At 62.9% G+C, this 18,103-nt stretch carries 15 protein-coding genes; 4 read left to right on the plus strand and 11 right to left on the minus strand.

Features of this window, described 5'->3' with window-relative positions; genetic code table 11:
- Positions 1–157: 157 nt before the first annotated feature.
- Positions 158–1,342, plus strand: a complete 1,185-nt coding sequence (locus LVY71_RS20080; RefSeq protein WP_235101672.1) for an acyl-CoA dehydrogenase family protein — start codon at positions 158–160, stop codon at positions 1,340–1,342.
- A gap of 144 nt (positions 1,343–1,486) precedes the next feature.
- Positions 1,487–2,626 (plus strand): acyl-CoA dehydrogenase family protein, encoded by a 1,140-nt coding sequence (locus LVY71_RS20085; protein ID WP_235101673.1) that lies wholly within the window; start codon positions 1,487–1,489, stop codon positions 2,624–2,626.
- 36 nt (positions 2,627–2,662) lie between these two features.
- Here LVY71_RS20085 and LVY71_RS20090 read toward each other — a convergent pair whose 3' ends face one another.
- The 11 genes from LVY71_RS20090 to LVY71_RS20140 all read right to left on the minus strand — a co-directional run bounded on the left by LVY71_RS20090 (position 2,663) and on the right by LVY71_RS20140 (position 14,770).
- Positions 2,663–3,712, minus strand: a complete 1,050-nt coding sequence (locus tag LVY71_RS20090; RefSeq protein WP_235101674.1) for an amino acid ABC transporter substrate-binding protein — start codon at positions 3,710–3,712, stop codon at positions 2,663–2,665.
- 57 nt (positions 3,713–3,769) lie between these two features.
- Complete coding sequence (locus tag LVY71_RS20095) at positions 3,770–4,366, minus strand: L,D-transpeptidase (RefSeq protein WP_235101675.1); 597 nt, start codon at positions 4,364–4,366, stop codon at positions 3,770–3,772.
- Positions 4,367–4,590: 224 nt separating this feature from the next.
- Positions 4,591–5,850: an amidohydrolase/deacetylase family metallohydrolase gene (locus LVY71_RS20100; protein WP_235101676.1), complete on the minus strand. Its 1,260-nt coding sequence runs from the start codon at positions 5,848–5,850 to the stop codon at positions 4,591–4,593.
- A 162-nt stretch (positions 5,851–6,012) separates the two neighbouring features.
- Positions 6,013–6,144 (minus strand): DUF2474 domain-containing protein, encoded by a 132-nt coding sequence (locus tag LVY71_RS20105; RefSeq protein ID WP_235101677.1) that lies wholly within the window; start codon positions 6,142–6,144, stop codon positions 6,013–6,015.
- Positions 6,141–7,151 carry a cytochrome d ubiquinol oxidase subunit II gene (gene cydB, locus LVY71_RS20110; protein WP_235101678.1) on the minus strand — a complete coding sequence of 337 codons (1,011 nt, stop codon included), beginning with the start codon at positions 7,149–7,151 and terminating at the stop codon, positions 6,141–6,143. Before cydB ends, LVY71_RS20105 begins: the two co-directional genes overlap by 4 nt.
- A gap of 10 nt (positions 7,152–7,161) precedes the next feature.
- Positions 7,162–8,568: a cytochrome ubiquinol oxidase subunit I gene (locus LVY71_RS20115; protein ID WP_235101679.1), complete on the minus strand. Its 1,407-nt coding sequence runs from the start codon at positions 8,566–8,568 to the stop codon at positions 7,162–7,164.
- Positions 8,569–8,842: 274 nt separating this feature from the next.
- Positions 8,843–9,592 (minus strand): energy transducer TonB family protein, encoded by a 750-nt coding sequence (locus LVY71_RS20120; RefSeq protein WP_235101680.1) that lies wholly within the window; start codon positions 9,590–9,592, stop codon positions 8,843–8,845.
- A gap of 30 nt (positions 9,593–9,622) precedes the next feature.
- Complete coding sequence (gene exbD, locus LVY71_RS20125; RefSeq protein ID WP_235101681.1) at positions 9,623–10,054, minus strand: TonB system transport protein ExbD; 432 nt, start codon at positions 10,052–10,054, stop codon at positions 9,623–9,625.
- Positions 10,055–10,058: 4 nt separating this feature from the next.
- The gene (gene exbB, locus LVY71_RS20130) at positions 10,059–10,970 is read right to left on the minus strand and encodes a tonB-system energizer ExbB (RefSeq protein ID WP_235101682.1); all 912 of its coding nucleotides are present in this window, start codon (positions 10,968–10,970) and stop codon (positions 10,059–10,061) included.
- Positions 10,971–11,232: 262 nt separating this feature from the next.
- A complete protein-coding gene (locus LVY71_RS20135; protein WP_235101684.1) occupies positions 11,233–13,302 on the minus strand; it encodes a TonB-dependent receptor in 2,070 nt (689 codons plus the stop codon).
- Between the two features lie 280 nt (positions 13,303–13,582).
- A complete protein-coding gene (locus tag LVY71_RS20140) occupies positions 13,583–14,770 on the minus strand; it encodes a PepSY-associated TM helix domain-containing protein (RefSeq protein WP_235101685.1) in 1,188 nt (395 codons plus the stop codon).
- Positions 14,771–15,012: 242 nt separating this feature from the next.
- Here LVY71_RS20140 and LVY71_RS20145 point away from each other — a divergent pair, with 242 nt between their 5' ends.
- Together LVY71_RS20145 and LVY71_RS20150 are read left to right on the plus strand one after the other, a co-directional pair.
- Entirely contained in the window at positions 15,013–17,268 is a 2,256-nt protein-coding gene (locus tag LVY71_RS20145) for a TonB-dependent receptor (protein WP_235101686.1), read from the plus strand.
- Between the two features lie 118 nt (positions 17,269–17,386).
- Positions 17,387–18,067 carry a Fe2+-dependent dioxygenase gene (locus LVY71_RS20150; RefSeq protein ID WP_235101687.1) on the plus strand — a complete coding sequence of 227 codons (681 nt, stop codon included), beginning with the start codon at positions 17,387–17,389 and terminating at the stop codon, positions 18,065–18,067.
- Positions 18,068–18,103: the final 36 nt, after the last annotated feature.

Below are 18,103 nucleotides of genomic sequence, written 5' to 3' on the forward strand. Positions count from 1 at the left end.
TTGCGGCGCGGGCCGGTATGCATGGCTACCATATCGCGCAAGCTGCGCGCGCGGGAGATATTGAAATCCGCCAAGCGGGCAGTACAGTCCGGCCCAGAAAATGAACAAGGCTGCGCGTGCGCGATACGCCGCGGCCCCCAGAGCGAGGAACAACCCTATGGCCGATCCCGAGAAATTCCGCGCCGAGACGCGCGCCTGGCTGGAAGCCAATTGTCCGCCCGAGATGCGCAAGCCGGTGGTCAGCGACGCCGATGTGTTCTGGGGCGGCCGCAACACCACGTTCTCATCGGAAGCGCAGCGGGTCTGGTTCGAGCGCATGCGTGACAAGGGCTGGACCGTGCCCGACTGGCCGAAGGAATACGGCGGCGGCGGTCTCGATCTGGAAGAGACGAAAATCCTGCGTCAGGAAATGTCGGCGATCTCGGCGCGGCTGCCGCTGTCGAGCTTCGGCATCTGGATGCTGGGACCGGCGCTATTGAAGTACGGCACCGACGCACAGAAGCGCGAGCATCTGCCTAAGATTGCCGCGGGTCTGATCCGCTGGTGCCAGGGCTATTCCGAGCCCAACGCTGGCTCCGATCTTGCCTCGCTGCAGACCCGCGCCGACATCGACGGCGACGATTACATCATCAACGGCCAGAAAATCTGGACCTCGATGGCGAATTTCGCCGACTGGATCTTCTGCCTGGTGCGCACCGATTTCAGCGCCAAGAAGCATGACGGCATCAGCTTCATTCTGTTCGACATGGCGTCGAAAGGCGTCTCGACCAAGCCGATCCTACTGATCTCCGGCAAGTCGCCGTTCTGCGAAACCTTTTTCGACAATGTCCGCGTGCCACGCTCTCATGTGGTCGGCACCGTCAATCGGGGCTGGGACGTTGCGAAGTATCTGTTGCAGCACGAACGCTCGATGATCAGCGAAGTCGGCGAGCGCCGCGGCGCGCGTCCACTCGGTCAGGTGGCGGCGAATTCCGTCGGCACCGACGAGCAGGGGCGGCTTGACGATCCGATGCTGCGCGGGCAGATCGCGGCCTTCGATATCGATGAAGCGGCGATGGCCTGCGCCGCCGAGCGCGCGGTGGATCTGGCGAAAGCGGGGCAAGGTCATCCAGCCTATTCGTCGGCGCTGAAATATTACGGCACCGAGTTGAACAAGCGCCGCCACGAAATCCTGATGTCGTCCGGCGGCATCGATGCGCTGGAGTGGGAAAGCCCGCGCTCGCGCGAGGGGCTCGCCGCGCGGACATGGCTCCGCACCAAGGCCAATTCGATCGAGGGCGGCACCAGCGAGGTCATGCTCGGGATCGTCGCCAAGCGGATTCTCGATCTGCCGGGGGCGTAAAGGCGCGCTATAACAACGTCATTGCGAGCGCAGCGAAGCAATCCACTCTTGGTTCGGAAATAAGGATTGGATTGCTTCGTCGCTTCGCTCTCCGCAATGACGGCGAGCAACAACTGAAATTCATCTGGAATTATTGGAACACTTATGGCCCTCGTCCTCAACGAAGAACAAACTATGCTGCGCGACAGCGCGCGCGGCCTCATCAGCGACAAGGCTCCGGTGGCGCATCTGCGCAAGCTGCGCGACACCAAGGACGCCGATGGCTTCTCGCGCGATCTCTGGAAGACGTTTGCCGAGATGGGTTTCGCCGGCCTCTTGGTACCGGAAGAATTCGGCGGCAGCGGACTGGGCGCTGTCGAGGCCGGCGTGGTGATGGAGGAAATCGGCCGCACGCTGATGCCCTCGCCGTTTCTGTCGACTGGCGTGGTGGCTGCGACCGCGCTGTCACGCGGCGGCAGCGCCGCGCAGAAATCGGAATACCTCACTAGGCTCGCCAAGGGCGACCTCATCGCCTCGCTCGCGGTGGACGAGGGTGCCAAGCACCGCCCTAACAAGACGGCGATGCAGGCCGTCCGCTCCGGCAACGGCTTCAGGCTCAACGGTGCCAAGGCCCTCGTCGTTGATGGTCACGTCTCGGACCTGCTGATCGTCGCGGCCCGCAGCGCAGGCAAGCCCGGCGAGCGCGACGGGCTGACGCTGTTTCTGGTTAATCCCGGGAGCAAGGGCATCGCCATCGAACGCACCGCGATGGTCGATGCGCATAACGCCGCGCGCATTGTGTTCAACGATGTGGAAGTGACGGCGGACAGCGTGCTCGGCGAAGTCGATCAGGGCGGCGCATTGCTGGATGGCGTCCTCAATGTCGGCCGTGCTGCGGTGGCGGCGGAAATGGTGGGATTGAGCGATGAGGCCTTCACCCGCACGGTGACCTACCTCAAGGAGCGCAAGCAGTTCGGCAAATTGATCGGCGAATTCCAGGGGCTGCAGCATCGCGCCGCGCATCTCTATACCGAGATCGAGATCGCGAAGGCTGCCACGCTGAAGGCGTTGCAGGTGCTCGACACGGATTTCGACAATGCGGGAGCGGCGGTCGCCGTGGCGAAGGCGAAGGCGGGATCGGTCGCGACGCTGGCGGTTCAGGAAGCGGTGCAGATGCACGGCGGCGTCGGCATGACCGACGCGTTCGACATCGGCTTTTTCATGAAGCGCGCACGGGTATGCCAGGAACTGTTCGGCGACAGCGCCTTCCACGCCGAGCAACTGGCGGAGCTGAAGGGATATTGAATGCTTTCCTCTCACCTTGTCGGAGAGGGCGAAAACTTATCTGATCGGCGGCGCGTACTGGATGCCGCCGGCGCTCCAGAGCTGATTGAGTCCGCGCGGAATCTTCAGCTTGGAGCCTTCGCCCACGTTGCGGTCGTAGACTTCGGCGTAGTTGCCGACGTGGCGGATGATGCGCGCTGCCCAATCCTTCGTCAGATCCATTTCCTCGCCATAGGCGCCCTCGGTGCCGACCAGGCGCATGACGTCGGGCTTCTTCGACTTCAGCGCCTCGTCGATGTTCTTCGAGGTGACGCCGAGTTCTTCCGCGTTGATCATGGCGTAGATCGTCCACTTCACGATCAGCAGCCATTCGTCGTCGCGCTGCCGCACCACCGGGGCCAGCGGCTCCTTCGAAATCACGTCCGGCAGGATGGTGTGTTCGCCGGGCTTGGTCAGCCGCAGGCGCAGCGCATAGAGCTGTGAGACATCGGTGGTCAGCACGTCGCACTCGCCGCTGTCATAGGCCTTGAGAACGTCATCGAGCTTCGGGAAGTTCAGTTCCTGATACTTGATATTGTTGGCGCGGAAGTAGTCCGCGAGATTAAGCTGCGTCGTGGTGTTGGATTGAACGCAGACCTTGCTGCCGTCGAGTTCAAGGCCGGAGGAGATGTTGCGCGACTGGCGCACCATGAAGCCTTCGCCGTCGTAATAGGCGACGGCGGCGAAGTTCAAGCCGTATTCGGTTTCACGCGACATGCTCCATGTCGAGTTGCGCGACAGGATATCGACCTTGCGGTTGCGCAATTCCCTGAAGCGCTCGTTGGCATCGAGCGGGACGTACTTCACCTTGTTCGGGTCGTTGAAGATCGCGGCGGCTACGGCACGGCAAACGTCCACGTCGAAGCCGGACCAGTTGCCCTTGTCGTCGGGCATCGAGAAACCGGGCAGGCCGGTGTTGACGCCGCACAGCACGGCATCGCGTTTCACCGTGCGCTTCAGGGTCCGCGTGTCATATCGCTCATAAGCGATCGCGCCTGCCGCGACGGCGACCGCAATGATGACGCCGAGCGTGAGACCGGAGGCGAAGGTGCGCGGAAAAAGAGCCATGAATGATTCTCGCTGGTGACGAATGCGTGCAAAAGGAAAAGGAAGCGCCGTCCGAGATCAGATTTCGGGCCGCTGCCGGATGATGACCTTGGTGCCAACCGGAACGCGCTCGTAAAGATCGGTCACGTCGGCGTTGACCAGACGGAAACATCCGGACGACACGGCGCTGCCGATGGTCTGCGGTTGGTTGGTGCCGTGAATGCGGTACACGGTGCCGCCAAGATACAGCGCGCGCGCGCCCATCGGGTTGCCTGGGCCGCCCGCCATGAAGCGCGGCAGATAAGGCTGGCGCGCAATCATTTCCGGCGGCGGAGTCCAGTCCGGCCATTCCTGCTTGCGGGAAATCTTCTGCAGCCCCTGCCACTGGAAACCTTCGCGGCCGACGCCGATGCCGTAGCGCAGCGCGCGGCCGCCTCCCTGGATCAGGTAGAGGAAACGTTCGGAGGTGCTGATCACGATAGTGCCCGGCGGTTCGGTGGTCCGGTAGAACACCGCGGTGCGCTTGTATTCCGGCGAGATCTCTTCGTCGTCGGGAATGTAGCCCGGCTGATCCCCGATGTTCATCTCGCGACCCTGCGCGGAGGCATGGGTCGCGCCGCCCAGCAGGCCCAAGCAGACCAATGTCGCCAGACCGAGAGATCGGATGATGCTCATGTCGAAAATCCCGTAATAAGCCCCGCGCCATAAAACCCCAGCCGTGTCCCGCTGGCAAGGCGTCGGGGAGTGGGCCGGACGACCGTGTCGTGACACAAATCCTTAAAATTCATCTGAACACAGCGGCTTAAATGTCCGCGGGGACCGGGCGCGGGCCAAACGGAAAAACCCGGCCCTGGCGGTCAGAGTCGGGTCTGTCACGTCCATCTGCGATATGTGAGCCGTCAGTTCGCCGAGAACGGCAGCGTATAGGGCCGGCCGAAGGGGACACCGCCGCGCACGGTCTGCACCGCCTGGAGATAGGCTTTTCCGGTCCGCGGCTTGTTCGAGGTGTCGAGCAGTTCGACCGGGCCTTCGATCAATTCCAGGATCGAGATATCGGCGGGCGCGCCGACCTGCAAGGTGCCGAGCTTCGGCACGCGATCGATGATGGCGGCCGGCCTGTTCGTTGCAGCGGTGATCACGTCTTCGAGCGAGAATCCGAGCGCGAGGAATTTGCTCAGCACCCAGGGCAGGTAAGGCTTGCTCGGCGTGTTGGCGGCGGCGACATGCACGTCGCTGGAAATCGTGTCGGGCAGCAGGCCCTGCTGGATCGCCGCCTCGGCAATGTCGTAGTTGAAACTTCCCGCGCCGTGGCCGACATCGATGATGACACCGCGCTTCTTCGCCTCGAGCAGCGCGGGCAGCACCTTGCCGTTCTGCACCGTGTTGTTGCCGAGGCTGGAGTAGGGATGAGTGAGAATGTCGCCGGGACGTAGCGTATCCACCAGCACCGAGAGATCGCCGGGCGCATTGCCGATATGGCACATCACGCGGCCCTTGGTGCCGGAGCGCTCCACCGCGAGGATGGCGCGCTTGAGCGGCTCGATACCGTTGTTACCGACAAAGGCCAGCGTCTCGCGCACCTTGGCGCCGAGCACGATGTCGGGATTTTCCGCGATGGTGCGCGCGGCGGCATCGACATTGGCGTAGTCGATGTTCAGCAATTCGCCGATCGGGAAGCCGGCGAGACCGATGGTCGAGATGTGAACGAAGGCGAACAAGCGGCTGCGCGACTGAGCCGCCACCAGCCGCTTGAAGCCGGCGAAATTGTTCGCGCCTGCGTCGCCCGCGCTGACGTACGTGGTCGTGCCGGAATACGGCACCAGTTCGTCCGGCGGAATGCCGATGGCGGAGCCATAAGGATAAATGTGCGTGTGCAGATCGACGAGGCCCGGCGTGACCAGCTTGCCCTTGGCGTCGATGGTGTGCTTGGCCTGTGCCGGAGCGATAGACGGCTCAATCGCCGCGATCTGTCCGAGACGGATGCCGACATCGCGCACGCCGCGCAGCTTCTGGCTCGGGTCGATCACCTCGCCGCCGCGGATCACCAGATCGAATGGCGCAGCGCCCTGACCGAGCGCGCCGCCGGTGCCGCCAAGAACCGCCGCGCCCGCAAGCGCCGTGGTCTTCATCAGAAAATCTCGCCGTGTCGGATTGTCCAAGATCGCCCCCGCGTGTTGGCCGGCCGTATGGCGGCTCATCGGAGGCAGCTATAGCGCAGAGCGCCTGTATTTATTTTGCGTTGATAGAACGGACGCGATGGCTTTATGCCCTGCAATCGCGCGGCGATAGCAAGGTCCATGCGCGGCGTGCTGATCGCGCGTTCAGTGCGGCGCGATCCACAGCCGCAGCACATAGGCCAGCACGGCGACGCTGCCGGTGCCGAGCAGCCATAGCGCCACGAACCACAACAGCTTTTGAGCAAACGGCCGCGGGGTGTCGTGTGATGCCGTCATGAGTGATAGCCGCCACTGTCGGCATGCACCTTGCCGCGGAACACCCAGTAGGCCCACGCGGTATAACAAAGGATAATCGGCACCAGCACCGCGACGCCGAAGATCATGAAGTTGAGGCTGTTGGCCGGCGCCGCGGCCTGCCAGATGGTGACGCTCTGCGGCACGATGTAGGGATACATGCTGACGCCGAGCCCGGCATAGGACAGCCCGAACAGCACCAGCGACAGCACGAACGGCCGGTAGTCCTGCTTGTCGGCAATGCTTTTTAACAGCAGCAGCGCAACGGCGGCCACTGCAATGGGGATCGGCGCGGTGAACAGAATGTTCGGCCATTCGAACCAGCGTCGCCAGTAGTCGGCCTGCAGGAACGGTGTCGCGAGGCTGACCGCGATGATGGCGACCAGTGTGGCAATCAAGAGCCACAGGCTCAGGCGATAGGCCTGCGTCCGCAACTCGCCGGTGGTCTTCATCACCAGCCAGGTCGCGCCGAGCAGGCCATAGCCGGCGACCACGGCGAAGCCCGTTAAAATGCTGAAAGGCGTCAGCCAGTCCCACCAGCCTCCCGCATAGTGCCGTCCCTCGACGTGAACGCCTTGCAGGATCGCGCCGAGTGCGATGCCCTGCGCCATCGCGGCGATCAGCGAGCCGCCGGCGAAGGCGATGTCCCAGCGGTTGCGCTCGCTTTGCGTGCGCCAGCGGAATTCGAAGGCGACGCCGCGGAAGATGAGGCCGATCAGCATGGCGATGATCGGCGTGTAGATCGCGGGCATCAGGATCGCATAGGCCAGCGGAAATGCTGCCATTAGTCCGCCGCCACCGAGCACCAGCCAGGTTTCGTTGCCGTCCCACACGGGCGCGACGGTGTTCATCATCACGTCGCGGTCTTCCTTCTTCGGAAACATCGGAAACAGCATTCCGAGTCCCAGGTCGAAGCCGTCCATCACGATGTACATGAACACCGCGAAGGCGATGATGAAAGCCCAGAGCGTTGCGATGTCGAAGGGCATGGCGGTCTCCTTACCGGTGTCCGCGCGAGGCGAGTGCAGCCGCAGGCGTGATGCCGGCGGCACGCGCGGGTGCGTCGTCGCGCGGGCCCTGCTCGCCGTGATGTGGCGGCTGGTGCATCAGCCGCATGATGTAGAACACGCCCATGCCGAACACGATGAAGTAGACGACGATGAAGGCGATCAGCGACGACGCCACGGCGGGGGCAGCGAGCGGCGATGCGGAGTCCACCGTTCGTAGCAGGCCGTAGACCGTGAACGGCTGACGTCCGGCTTCGGTGGTGACCCAGCCCGCCAGCACCGCGATAAATCCCGCAGGACCCATGGCCAACGCGAAGCGATGCAGCAGCTTCGATTGATAAAGTGTGCCGCGCCAGCGCGCCCACAGGCTCAAGAGACCGATGCCAAGCATCAGGAAGCCGAGGCCGACCATGATGCGAAACGACCAGAATACGATGCCGACCTTGGGCCAGTTCTCGCGCGGCACGGTGTCGAGGCCCTTCAGCGGCGCATCAAGGGAATGCTTGAGGATCAGTGACGACGCCTTCGGAATCTCGATCGCATATTTCACCTTCGCTTCGTCCTGATCCGGGATGCCGAACAGGATCAGCGGTGCGCCGTTCGGATGGCTCTGGAAATGGCCTTCCATCGCCATCACCTTGACCGGCTGGTGTTCCAGCGTGTTGAGGCCGTGCTGATCACCGGCGAAAATCTGGATCGGCGCAACCAGCGCGGCCATCCACATCGCCATCGAGAACATCACGCGCGCGCCTTCCAGCCGCGTGTCGCGCAACAGATGCCAGGCGCCGACGCCGCCGACCACGAAAGCTGTGGTGAGGTAGGCCGCCAGCACCATATGCACGAGACGGTAGGGGAAGGACGGATTGAACACGACTTTCCACCAGTCCGCGGCGACGAATTGTCCCGCCGGGTTCATGGCGAAGCCCGCGGGCGTCTGCATCCATGAATTCGCCGAGAGAATCCAGAACGCCGAAATCAGCGTGCCGATGGCGACCATCAGCGTCGCGAGGAAATGCAGCTTGTGACCGACGCGATCGAGGCCGAACAGCATGACCCCAAGGAATCCTGCCTCAAGGAAGAACGCGGTCAGCACCTCGTAGGCCATCAGCGGGCCGATGATCGGGCCGGTCTTGTCGGAGAACACCGACCAGTTGGTGCCGAACTGGTAAGACATCACGATGCCGGAGACAACGCCCATGCCGAAGGCAACGGCGAAGATCTTCAGCCAGTAATTGAAGAGGTTGATAAAGACCTCGCGGCCGGTCCACAGCCACAGCGCTTCGAGAACGGCAAGATAGCTTGCAAGGCCGATGGAGAACGCCGGAAACACGATGTGAAAGCTCATCGTGAAGGTAAATTGCAGGCGGGCCAAGGTGATTGCGTCGAAACCGTCGAACATCGCGGGCCTCCGGTATTTCCAATCCGCGAACGCTATAGCACGCAAATCGCGGCGTTGATAATCCGCCATGGCGTGCAATGGTGCATGGCTCGGACGCGATCACCCCTGCGGCAATTGATCCTTGAGTCTGACGTCGCCGGTCAATCGTGCGGTCAACGATCAATGATGCGGTCAATTCGCGTTGTGCGTGCTGCGGCGAGTGTCGCCAAACGCCGAAACGGCAATGGCTGGGACGAACCCGGCCGCGACGGTTGAAGCAGGAGAATCGATGCCGTCAGCGCAGGAAGAAGCGCACCGGCACGGTGAAGCTCGCGGAACTCTGCGTCATCTCGGGCGGGAATGATGGCAGCGGCTGTGCGCGGCGGATCATCGCCATGGTCTCGCCGTCCAGCGCCGACGAGCCGGACGATCGCGCAAGACTTGCGCCCAGCACCTGTCCGTTGCGATTGACCGTGAAGCTGAGCATCGCCACGCCCTGTTCGCCGGCGGCCTTCGCGCCGGACGGATACTGCTTGTAGCGCTGCAGATGCGCCGACAGCAGGCCGTTGTAGCTCATGCGCGCGGCCTGCGCGGCCTGCGGGGTCGCGGTGGTGCGCGGCGCGGGTGCTTCCGTCGGCTTCTTCGGCCGCTCGACCGGCTTGGGCTTCGGCTTGACGATCGGCTTTGGTTCCGGCTTCGGCTTTTCCGGTGGAGCGACGACTTCGGCCTTCTCCTGGACAGGCGTGGGTGGAACCTGTTCCTCGACGACCTGCTGCGGCGTCTCGGGTTCGGGCGGTGGCGGTTCGGCCTCCTGCATCTGCGGGCCGGGCGCGATATCGAGCTGTTGCGGCTCCGGCGTGTCGGGCGCGGACTCCAGATCGAGCATGATCGGCTCGGATGCGGTGCCGAGGACGTCGGGCGGCGTGTACCAGTTCAGTCCAGCGGCGATCGCCCCCATATGGACCGCGACGACCAACGCAGCCGACATGGCCCAGCGGCGAACGTCGGTTTGATCGGGCGGGCCGTGCAGGACGAGGGTGTTCATTGCAACAGGTTCTTTGCCGTCAGTCTCTGGTCAGTTTCTGGCGTCGAGTCCGACGAGCGCGATCTTGAGATAGCCCGCGTTGCGCAGCAGGTTCATCACATCCATGAGATCGCCGTAAGGCACGCTCTTGTCGGCGCGCAGATAGACCGGATCGCCCTTCTTGCCGCTGGTGGCGGTGTCGAGTGCGCTCGACAGCGTCGCGCGCGGAACGATGTCTTCGCCGATCGCGAGCGACAGATCCGGCTTCACGGTGATGAAGACCGGCTTGTCCGGGCGCGGCGGCGGCGTTGCGGTCGAGGCCGGAAGCTCGACGCCGAGATCGACGGTGGCCAGCGGCGCCGCCACCATGAAGATGATGAGAAGCACCAGCATTACGTCGATGAATGGTGTGACGTTGATTTCGTGCGCTTCGGTCAGATCGTCATCTGCCCCGGCGACTTTTCCGCCCAGCTTCGCGCCCATGACGTTACTCCGCGGCGCGCGCGATGCGCAGTGAGCGGCGGCCCTGGTCGCGGCTGATCAGCAGCATCACCTGCGCCGATGCGTCGCCGAGCAGCGCGCGATAGGCCGAGATCATGCGAACGAGATGGTTGTAAATCACGACCGCTGGAATTGCGGCGACGAGTCCCATCGCGGTGGCGAGCAGCGCCTCGGCGATGCCGGGTGCCACGACCGCGAGGTTGGTGGTGTGCGCTTCGGAAATGCCGATGAAGGAATTCATGATGCCCCACACCGTGCCGAACAGACCGACGAACGGCGCGGTGGCGCCGATGGTGGCGAGCATGCCAGTGCCGCGCGCGATCCGCCGCGACATCGCCGCCTCAACGCGCGTGAGCCGCAGTTCGACGCGCTCTTTGAAACCTTCGTCGTTGACCGTATCGGACAGCGCCGCTTCCGTCGCGGCCGACTGCACCAGCAGCGAGACCGCGTCCTTGCCGTTGCGTGAATCCCGTTCGGCATCCGCCAGCGAGATGTCGTTGCCGAGCACCTCGATGCGCCGCTTGGCATGCGAGGTCTCGCTGCGCAGTTCAAGCATCTTGGCAACGCAGATTGTCCAGGTCAGCAGCGAGGCGAACGCCAGTCCGATCATCACGACTTTGACGACGATGTCGGCGCCCATGAACATGCCCCACGGGGACAGATTGTGCGGCAGTGCGGGGTTCTTCGCCGGCGTGGTGGTTGCCTGGACGCCCGGAGCCTGGGCTGCTGGGGTTTGAACAGCAGGTGTCTGTGCAGCAGGGATCTGGGCCGACGGTGAAGGTGCCGCCGTAGCGGGGGCAGTTGGCGCGGCCGGAGCTTGCGCAAAAGTCTGTGTGATCAGCAGCGTCGCCGCGGCGAGCAAGACCAGGGATCCGGCAGCCTTCTTGATGGTGGTCATGTGCTCTCCGCTTCTTCAAATCGTATTCGTAGCCGACATCAATTCAACGCCGGAAGTTCAACGCCGGATGGCTTGTTGTTTTGCAGGTGTGATCCAGCAGTTGTGTTCGAACTCTCGATAAAAATCCGCGATGAGGCATCGCAGCGTCGCCATTCCCTCGAGAGGCAATTTTCATTTTCAGAATAGTGCACTGCGATGTTCTTGTCGCCACCGGCGACCTTGGATTTGGCCGAAAATGGAACGATTCCAGATTGCATGGCCTTCAGAATCTCACATTCGTGAACAGTCGCACGCCGAGGCCCGGCTGCAGAACCTCGGCCTTCTTGAACGAAATATGATTGCGAATGGCTTCGTTCAGCAGGTTGTCGCCGGCGAGCCCGACCGTGATTTCGCGCGGCCCGGTGTCGCTGCGGCTGAACGCATGCGTGTAGCTCAGTTCTGCCCTGAGCAAATTGTACCCATCAGTTGGCGTCTCGTTGAGGGACACCTCGTTCTGCGTGAAGGCATGCAGCACTCCGACGCGGGCATACCATTCGGCGTTGCGCCACCATACGCCGCCGCCAAGCCGCATCGGCGCGATGCGCGGCACGTTGGTTCCATCGGTAAATGTCGCGCGCACGATATCATATTGCCCATCGACGCCGAACATGCCGTCGCCAAGCGGCGTGACGTCGAGTTGCGCCGCCAGTTCCGCGCCTCTGAAGATCGCATCGCGCTGGCCGTAGGCGACCTGGATCAGCGGCCCGGTCGCGCCGCAGGTGATAAAGGCATCGGTGCAGAAGTTGCCGGTCACCTGCTTGAAGATGAAGTCTTGATAATAGGTGTAGTAGAGGCTGGTCTCGAACCGCAGTTGCCCGTTGGCGCGCTTGAGGCCGATTTCCGCGGTCTGCGCGGTCTCGATCTTCAGGTTCGGATTACCGATTACGAACGTGCCGGAGGCATCGTCGGAGCCGCGTGAGTAAAGTTCGGGAGCCGCCGGCGCGCGCTGCACGCGCTGCGCCGTGAGCGTCGCCACCATGTCCCACGGCAGATCCTTCAGTACGCCGACGCTGACGCTCTTCGGCGCGAAGGAGCGGCGGCCTGCTTCCTCCGTGAAGGTGTTCGGCGGCGGCAGGAAGTCCGCCGGAAACGACGGTGCCAGTCCCTTGACGAGGTGATGCTCGATCCGTCCTGCCACTTGCAGCTTCAAGGTGTCGGTGAACTTGATCTGCTCAAAACCGAAAATCGCGGCGGTATCGGTTTTCGTCGGCGCCAGCAGGCCCCCGAGACTTCCTGCCGTTCCAAGTTCGCGATGGCCGACCTGCGCGCCCCATGTTCCGGTCAGCGCGCCCAGTGCGGTCGCGACGGCGGCGTGATCGAGCTCGAAGCGGCCTTCCAGTTCGCGGTTCTTGATGACGTTCTGCACGCCATCGATGCCGTTGCTGCCGATGCCGAGTTCGTTGTGCCTGTAGTCGCTGGCGCCGAAGGTGAAGCGCACGGCATCGATGCCGTCGGTGGGCGCGCGCCATTCGCCCTTGCTGGTCCACTTGGTTTGTTCGAGATCGATGCGCGTATTCTCGCGCGTGTCGATGACGCCGGGGATGTGATACAGGCTGGTAATGTGCTGGATCGCGGTGCCGATATAGCCGCCGTCGAAAATGTATGAGCCGCCGACGGACTGTCCTTCCGATTGCAGCCGTGTGTTGGTCTGCACGCCGCCGGGAATGCGATAGTCGCCGGCGCGCCGCCCATAGGCGTCGGCATGGAACGCGACATTGCTGCCGCTGGCATCGAGACTGACCGCGCCGTCGAGGCCGTTGTCGACCGATGACGCGCCGCCCTTGAAGCGCGCGCTGAATCCGCCCGGCGTCAGCGCTTCGGGAATGCGGTTGTTGGTGGCGCTCACCACGCCGCCGATCGCCTGCGATCCATAACGCAGCGTCGCCGGACCGCGGATCACCTCGATCTTGTCGGCGCTGAGCGGATCGATCGGTACTTGATGGTCCTGGCTGAAATCCGATGCGTCCTGCGAGCCGATGCCGTTCTCCTGAACGCGCACGCGGTAGTCGTCGAGTCCGCGGATGTTCGGACGGCTCGCGCCCGGCGCGAAGGTCGATGATGACACCCCGGGCAGGGTCGACAGCACATCGGCGAGCGACGCCGCACTGCTGCGCCCGATCTCTCGTCCCGTGACGGTGGTGGTCGACTGGAAGGTGGTGTCGGTGGCGTTGACCGGCCCGCGCTGCAGGCCGTCGCCCGAGGCTGAGGGTGCGTCCGCAGGAGCGGATACGGCGATTTCCGGGAGTACTTCCTGCGCTTTGATGCCGGTGGTCCCGGCCAAACCGGCCGTCATGCATGCGATCCCTGTCGCAGATGCCCATGATCTCAAACGCATTTTTCCTCAACCCAAAACTCAACCGTTCTGTTGATAATGCAAATGCGAATTATTCGCAATAAGAGTTTTGAAGTTTGGATAAGGTTCGATCGGCAAAGCAGAGGGGAGGATGGGAGAAGAGGGAGTCGGCGCACGGGTACGCACCGACTAAGTCGGGCAAGGTGTCCGGTCCAGCGGTGCCAGACGCATCGGCGCGCGATGCGGTCCGGCCACCAGACCCTCATCCGATGCGCGATGATTATTCTGCGGGGCTGGCGCTGCCGACCGTTTGCGCCGACGTCTTCACGGCGGTGGAAGGCGTCCCCGCCTTCACCAGCTTGCGCTGACGGCGCTGCCGCAGCCAGATCAGGATTCCAGTAACGCCAAGGACAGCGGGAATCACGCCGCTGAGAAACACGATGAAACGCCAAATCTCGCCGGCGTGACTGCCTTCATGCAGCCAGCGAATCCAGAAGGTGACACGGTCGCCGGGGAGCGGTTCGACGGTCGTGATAGCTCCGCTGCGATCGTTGATCATAATCGTGACCGGCTCGGTACGATCTTCCGCGTTCAGGCGCGCACGCCACAGCGCGCCCTGCGCATTCGGAAACCCGATCATATCGACCTGTCCGCGGCCGAGACCTGAAGCCATGGCGTAAACATCGGACGGTGAGCGTGCGGGCTCTGCGATCAGAGGTCCGCCGCCGGGACCGGCGCCGCGCGCCGGCTGCGGTGTCATCGCCGCCATCGACGACAGCACCGAGCGGCCCTGCTGCGGCCATGCGAGATAGATGCCGGTGAGGGACACCAGCGCCAGCGGAAAGCAGATCCAGAAGCCGGTGAGGTAATGCAGGTTGGACGACGTCGCCGGACTGCGCCGCCACGCGAAGGCCCGCGACCACTGATCTCGTCGGGGCCACCAGAGATAGAGGCCCGTTAATGCGAGGATCAGCATGGCGACGCCGCCCCAGCCGACGATGTCACGGCCGTAATAAAACGGGATCGTCAGGTTTTCGTGAAACACATGCATGAAGCCGAAGAACGTGTTCCGGAAATCGGAAATTTTCAGCACGCGGCTGTCGTGGCGGTCGATCAATGCCATGAGAAACGGGGGACGCTCGCCTTGCTGGCGCGCCTGGCCGCGCAGCAGAATCCCGAGCGGCACGCGTGCGTCGTCGGGAATACGGATGTTGACCGGCTGGAAGCCGGTGCCGGCGGCGGTCTTTGCATTCGCCACGGCTTTGGTGAGGTCGGTCGGTGTTGCGGGCGCGACAGCGCCTGCCGGCGTGCGCATGAATTCTTCGATGTCGTCATGATAGACGAGGATCGCACCAGACAACGCGATCGGCACGAGCAGAACGAAGAGTCCGACGCCAAGCCACAAATGGATGTTGCGCCACAGCCGTTTCAGCGCTCCGCGCCGAGGTGTGGAAATTGTTGCCGACATTTGGACTCGTTCTAAAGAGGTTGATTTCGACCGATTCTAAAAACGTAGCGCCACGACGCGCATCGCCAAGTTGTTTAGTCAAACAGCGCATATCCACGCAATCGCGAATGCTTCGAGACGCCGCACTCTGAAGCAATTCTAAGTTCGAAGGGTTGCTCTGCGCGCCCTTAGTTTTCAAAACGCTGCCTTGAATTCGCCGTTCAGATGAATGCGCGGCAGAGAGTGCTTGGGGGCTTAGGCTAATGGATCGGAACGAAATCAACACCATCGAAGCGGGGAACAACGAGACGCACGGAGTTCTTGCCACAGCCGCGCTGGCTGGCGCCGAGTCATCTTTCATCCGCTCGACGATGGGCAGGCCCCATCCGGCCATGCTCAGCCTGGCGTCGATGATGCTGGCGACGACGGCCGCGACCGCGCAGACCGCCCCACAGGGCGGCGGCACACTGCCGACCATCGATGTGCAGGAATCCGCTGGTACCGGCGGCGACGGCTATCAGGCGACGCAATCGACGATTGCCCGCTCGCCCGTGCCGCTGCTCAACACGGCGCAGTCCATCACTGTCATCCCGCAGCAGGTGCTACAGGAACAGAATACAACGTCCTATGTGGAAGCGCTGCGCAACGTGGCCGGCATCACGTTCCGCGCCGGCGAAGGCGGCAATGGCGGCGACAATCCCTACATCCGCGGCTTCGACGCGCGCAACGATATCTACCGCGACGGCGTGCGCGATCCGGGCTGGTACACGCGCGACACCTTCGCCACCCAGCAGATCGAAGTGCTGAAGGGGCCCTCGTCCTTCCTGTTCGGCCGCGGCTCGACCGGCGGCGTCATTAACGCGACCACCAAGACACCGGAAAAGCGGACGTTCGTCGAGAACGAACTGATCGTTCAGTCGCCCGGCGGACTTCGCGCCACGCTCGATGCCAACGGCCAGCTCAACGAAAACGTCGCGGCGCGTATCGCCGTCATGGGTCAGGATCTGCCGAAAGCCGGCCGGGAGGACATCGAGTCCAAGCGCTGGGGCGTTGCGCCCTCGTTGCGGGTCGATGTCAACGACCAGACCAAGGTCACCGCAAGCTATATCTACCAGCACACCAATCAGGTTCCGGAATTCGGCGTTCCGTTCGTCGCCTCGGCGCCCGGCGGCGTGCGCTATCCGGTGCCGGTGCCGCGCGGCAACATCTACAACGTGCTGACGCCCGGTTTCTCCGACGTAGAAACCAACGACGCGCATATCGCGACGCTGAAGGTCGAGCACGACATCAACGACCAGTGGAAGATCACCAATACGACGCGCTACTCAAATGTTGATCGCTTCATGCGAATTAACCAGCCGGCAGGCACGGGATCCACGCCGACCAACGTGAACATCAACGTCAACCGGAATCGCTGGCAGCTCGACGTTCACAACGACTTGTGGGCGAACCAGACCGATGTGGTCGGCAAATTCCAGACCTGGGGTCTGCTGCACACGCTCGCGACCGGCGTCGAATTCAGCGGTGAAAATCGCTCGCAGTTCCGGCAGACGATCAGCGGTTTGAGCGCGTACAACCTGCTCAATCCCGACCCGTATCCGGTTAATCCGGGGTCCCTCGCGCCAGCGCTCTCTCCTGCTGCAAGCGCCGACGGTCGTTCGGCTGCCGTCTATGCCGCGGACCAGATCAAGATCAACCGCTGGTTCGAAGTGATGGGCGGCGTCCGGTTTGAAAACTACCGGGCATCGTCCAGGGCGCAGCCCACGACAGCGGCTCCCAACCCGCTGAATTTTTCGCAAACCGACGACATGTGGAGCTATCGCGTCGGCGGTATCTTCCATCCGACCGAGAACAGCAGCATCTACGTGATGCATGGCACATCGTTCAATCCGTCGGCTGAGTTCCTGACGCTGTCGGCAGCGAACGCCAATCTCAGTCCGGAATCGAACGAGACCACGGAAATCGGCGCCAAGGCCGATGTGCTGGGCGGACGTCTCAGTCTCGCCACCGCAGTCTTCCGCACCGAGAAGACCAACATGCGCGTGCCGAACCCGGACAACACCGCCGTCAATATCCTTGACGGCGTGGCGCGGGTTGAGGGCATCGAACTGAGTGCCCAAGGCAAGGTTACCGATGCCTGGGAGATCATGGCGAGCTATACGCACCTGAGGTCCGAGATCGTATCGACGACGACGGCCGCGCAGCTCGGCAAAGAGCTCATCATGACGCCGAACAACGCCTTCTCGTTGTGGACGACGTACAAGATCACGCAGGACTTTACGATCGGCGGCGGCGCTTACTACATGGATGGCGTGTGGGGTGACACCAACAACACCACGCGCGTTCCCGACTGGTGGCGCTTCGATGCGATGGCCAGCTACAGGCTGACCCCGAATGCCACCTTGCAGTTCAACATCTACAACATTGCCGACAGGTACTACTACGACTCCGCCTATACGAACTGGGCCACGCCGGCCGCAGGCCGGACCATGACGCTGGCGTTGCGGACGAAGTTCTGATCGCGGGGCAACGGCTAAACTCGCCTTGTTTCCGGAATGTTACGGCGGCGCGATCGGATGAACCGTTCGCGCTGCCGATCTTTTTGTCACACAGCCCATCCGCCAGGAGTGCCAAGCCATGATGGTTCACGTTCCCAACGTTCTGACGCCCGAACAGGTCGCCCGCTGCCGCGAGGCGATGGAGCGCGCGGCGTGGGTGGACGGCAATATCACGGCGGGGCATCAGGCGGGAAAGGCGAAGCATAACTTGCAGCTTCCCGAGGAAGCGCCGGAGACCCGCGAACTCAGCAACATGGTGATCGATGCGCTCGCGCGCTCGAGCCTCTTCATGTCCGCCGTGCTGCCGAAGCAGGTCTTTCCGCCGATGTTCAACCGCTACGATGCCGGAATGAAATTCGATAACCACGTCGACAATGCGGTGCGCGGCATTCCCGGGATGGGAATGCGGATTCGCACCGACGTCTCGTCGACCTTGTTCATTTCGTCGCCGGAGGATTACGACGGCGGCGAACTGATCGTCGACGACACCTATGGCGCTCACTCGGTCAAGCTGCCGGCGGGCGACATGATCGTCTATCCGTCGACATCGCTGCACCGCGTGACGCCGATCACCCGCGGGGCGCGGATCGCGTCGTTCTTCTGGACGCAAAGCATGATTCGCGATGAGGGCCAGCGGGCGATGCTGTTCGACCTCGACATGTCGATCATGCGGCTGTCCAACGACCATCCCGGCCACAAGTCGATCGTCTCACTGACGGCGGTCTATCACAACCTGCTGCGGCAGTGGGCCGAGCTGTAAGTTCGTAACTCCAGCAGGCCGGGTGTGATCTTTCGT

This window comes from Bradyrhizobium sp. G127, assembly GCF_021502575.1.
Lineage (GTDB): Bacteria > Pseudomonadota > Alphaproteobacteria > Rhizobiales > Xanthobacteraceae > Afipia.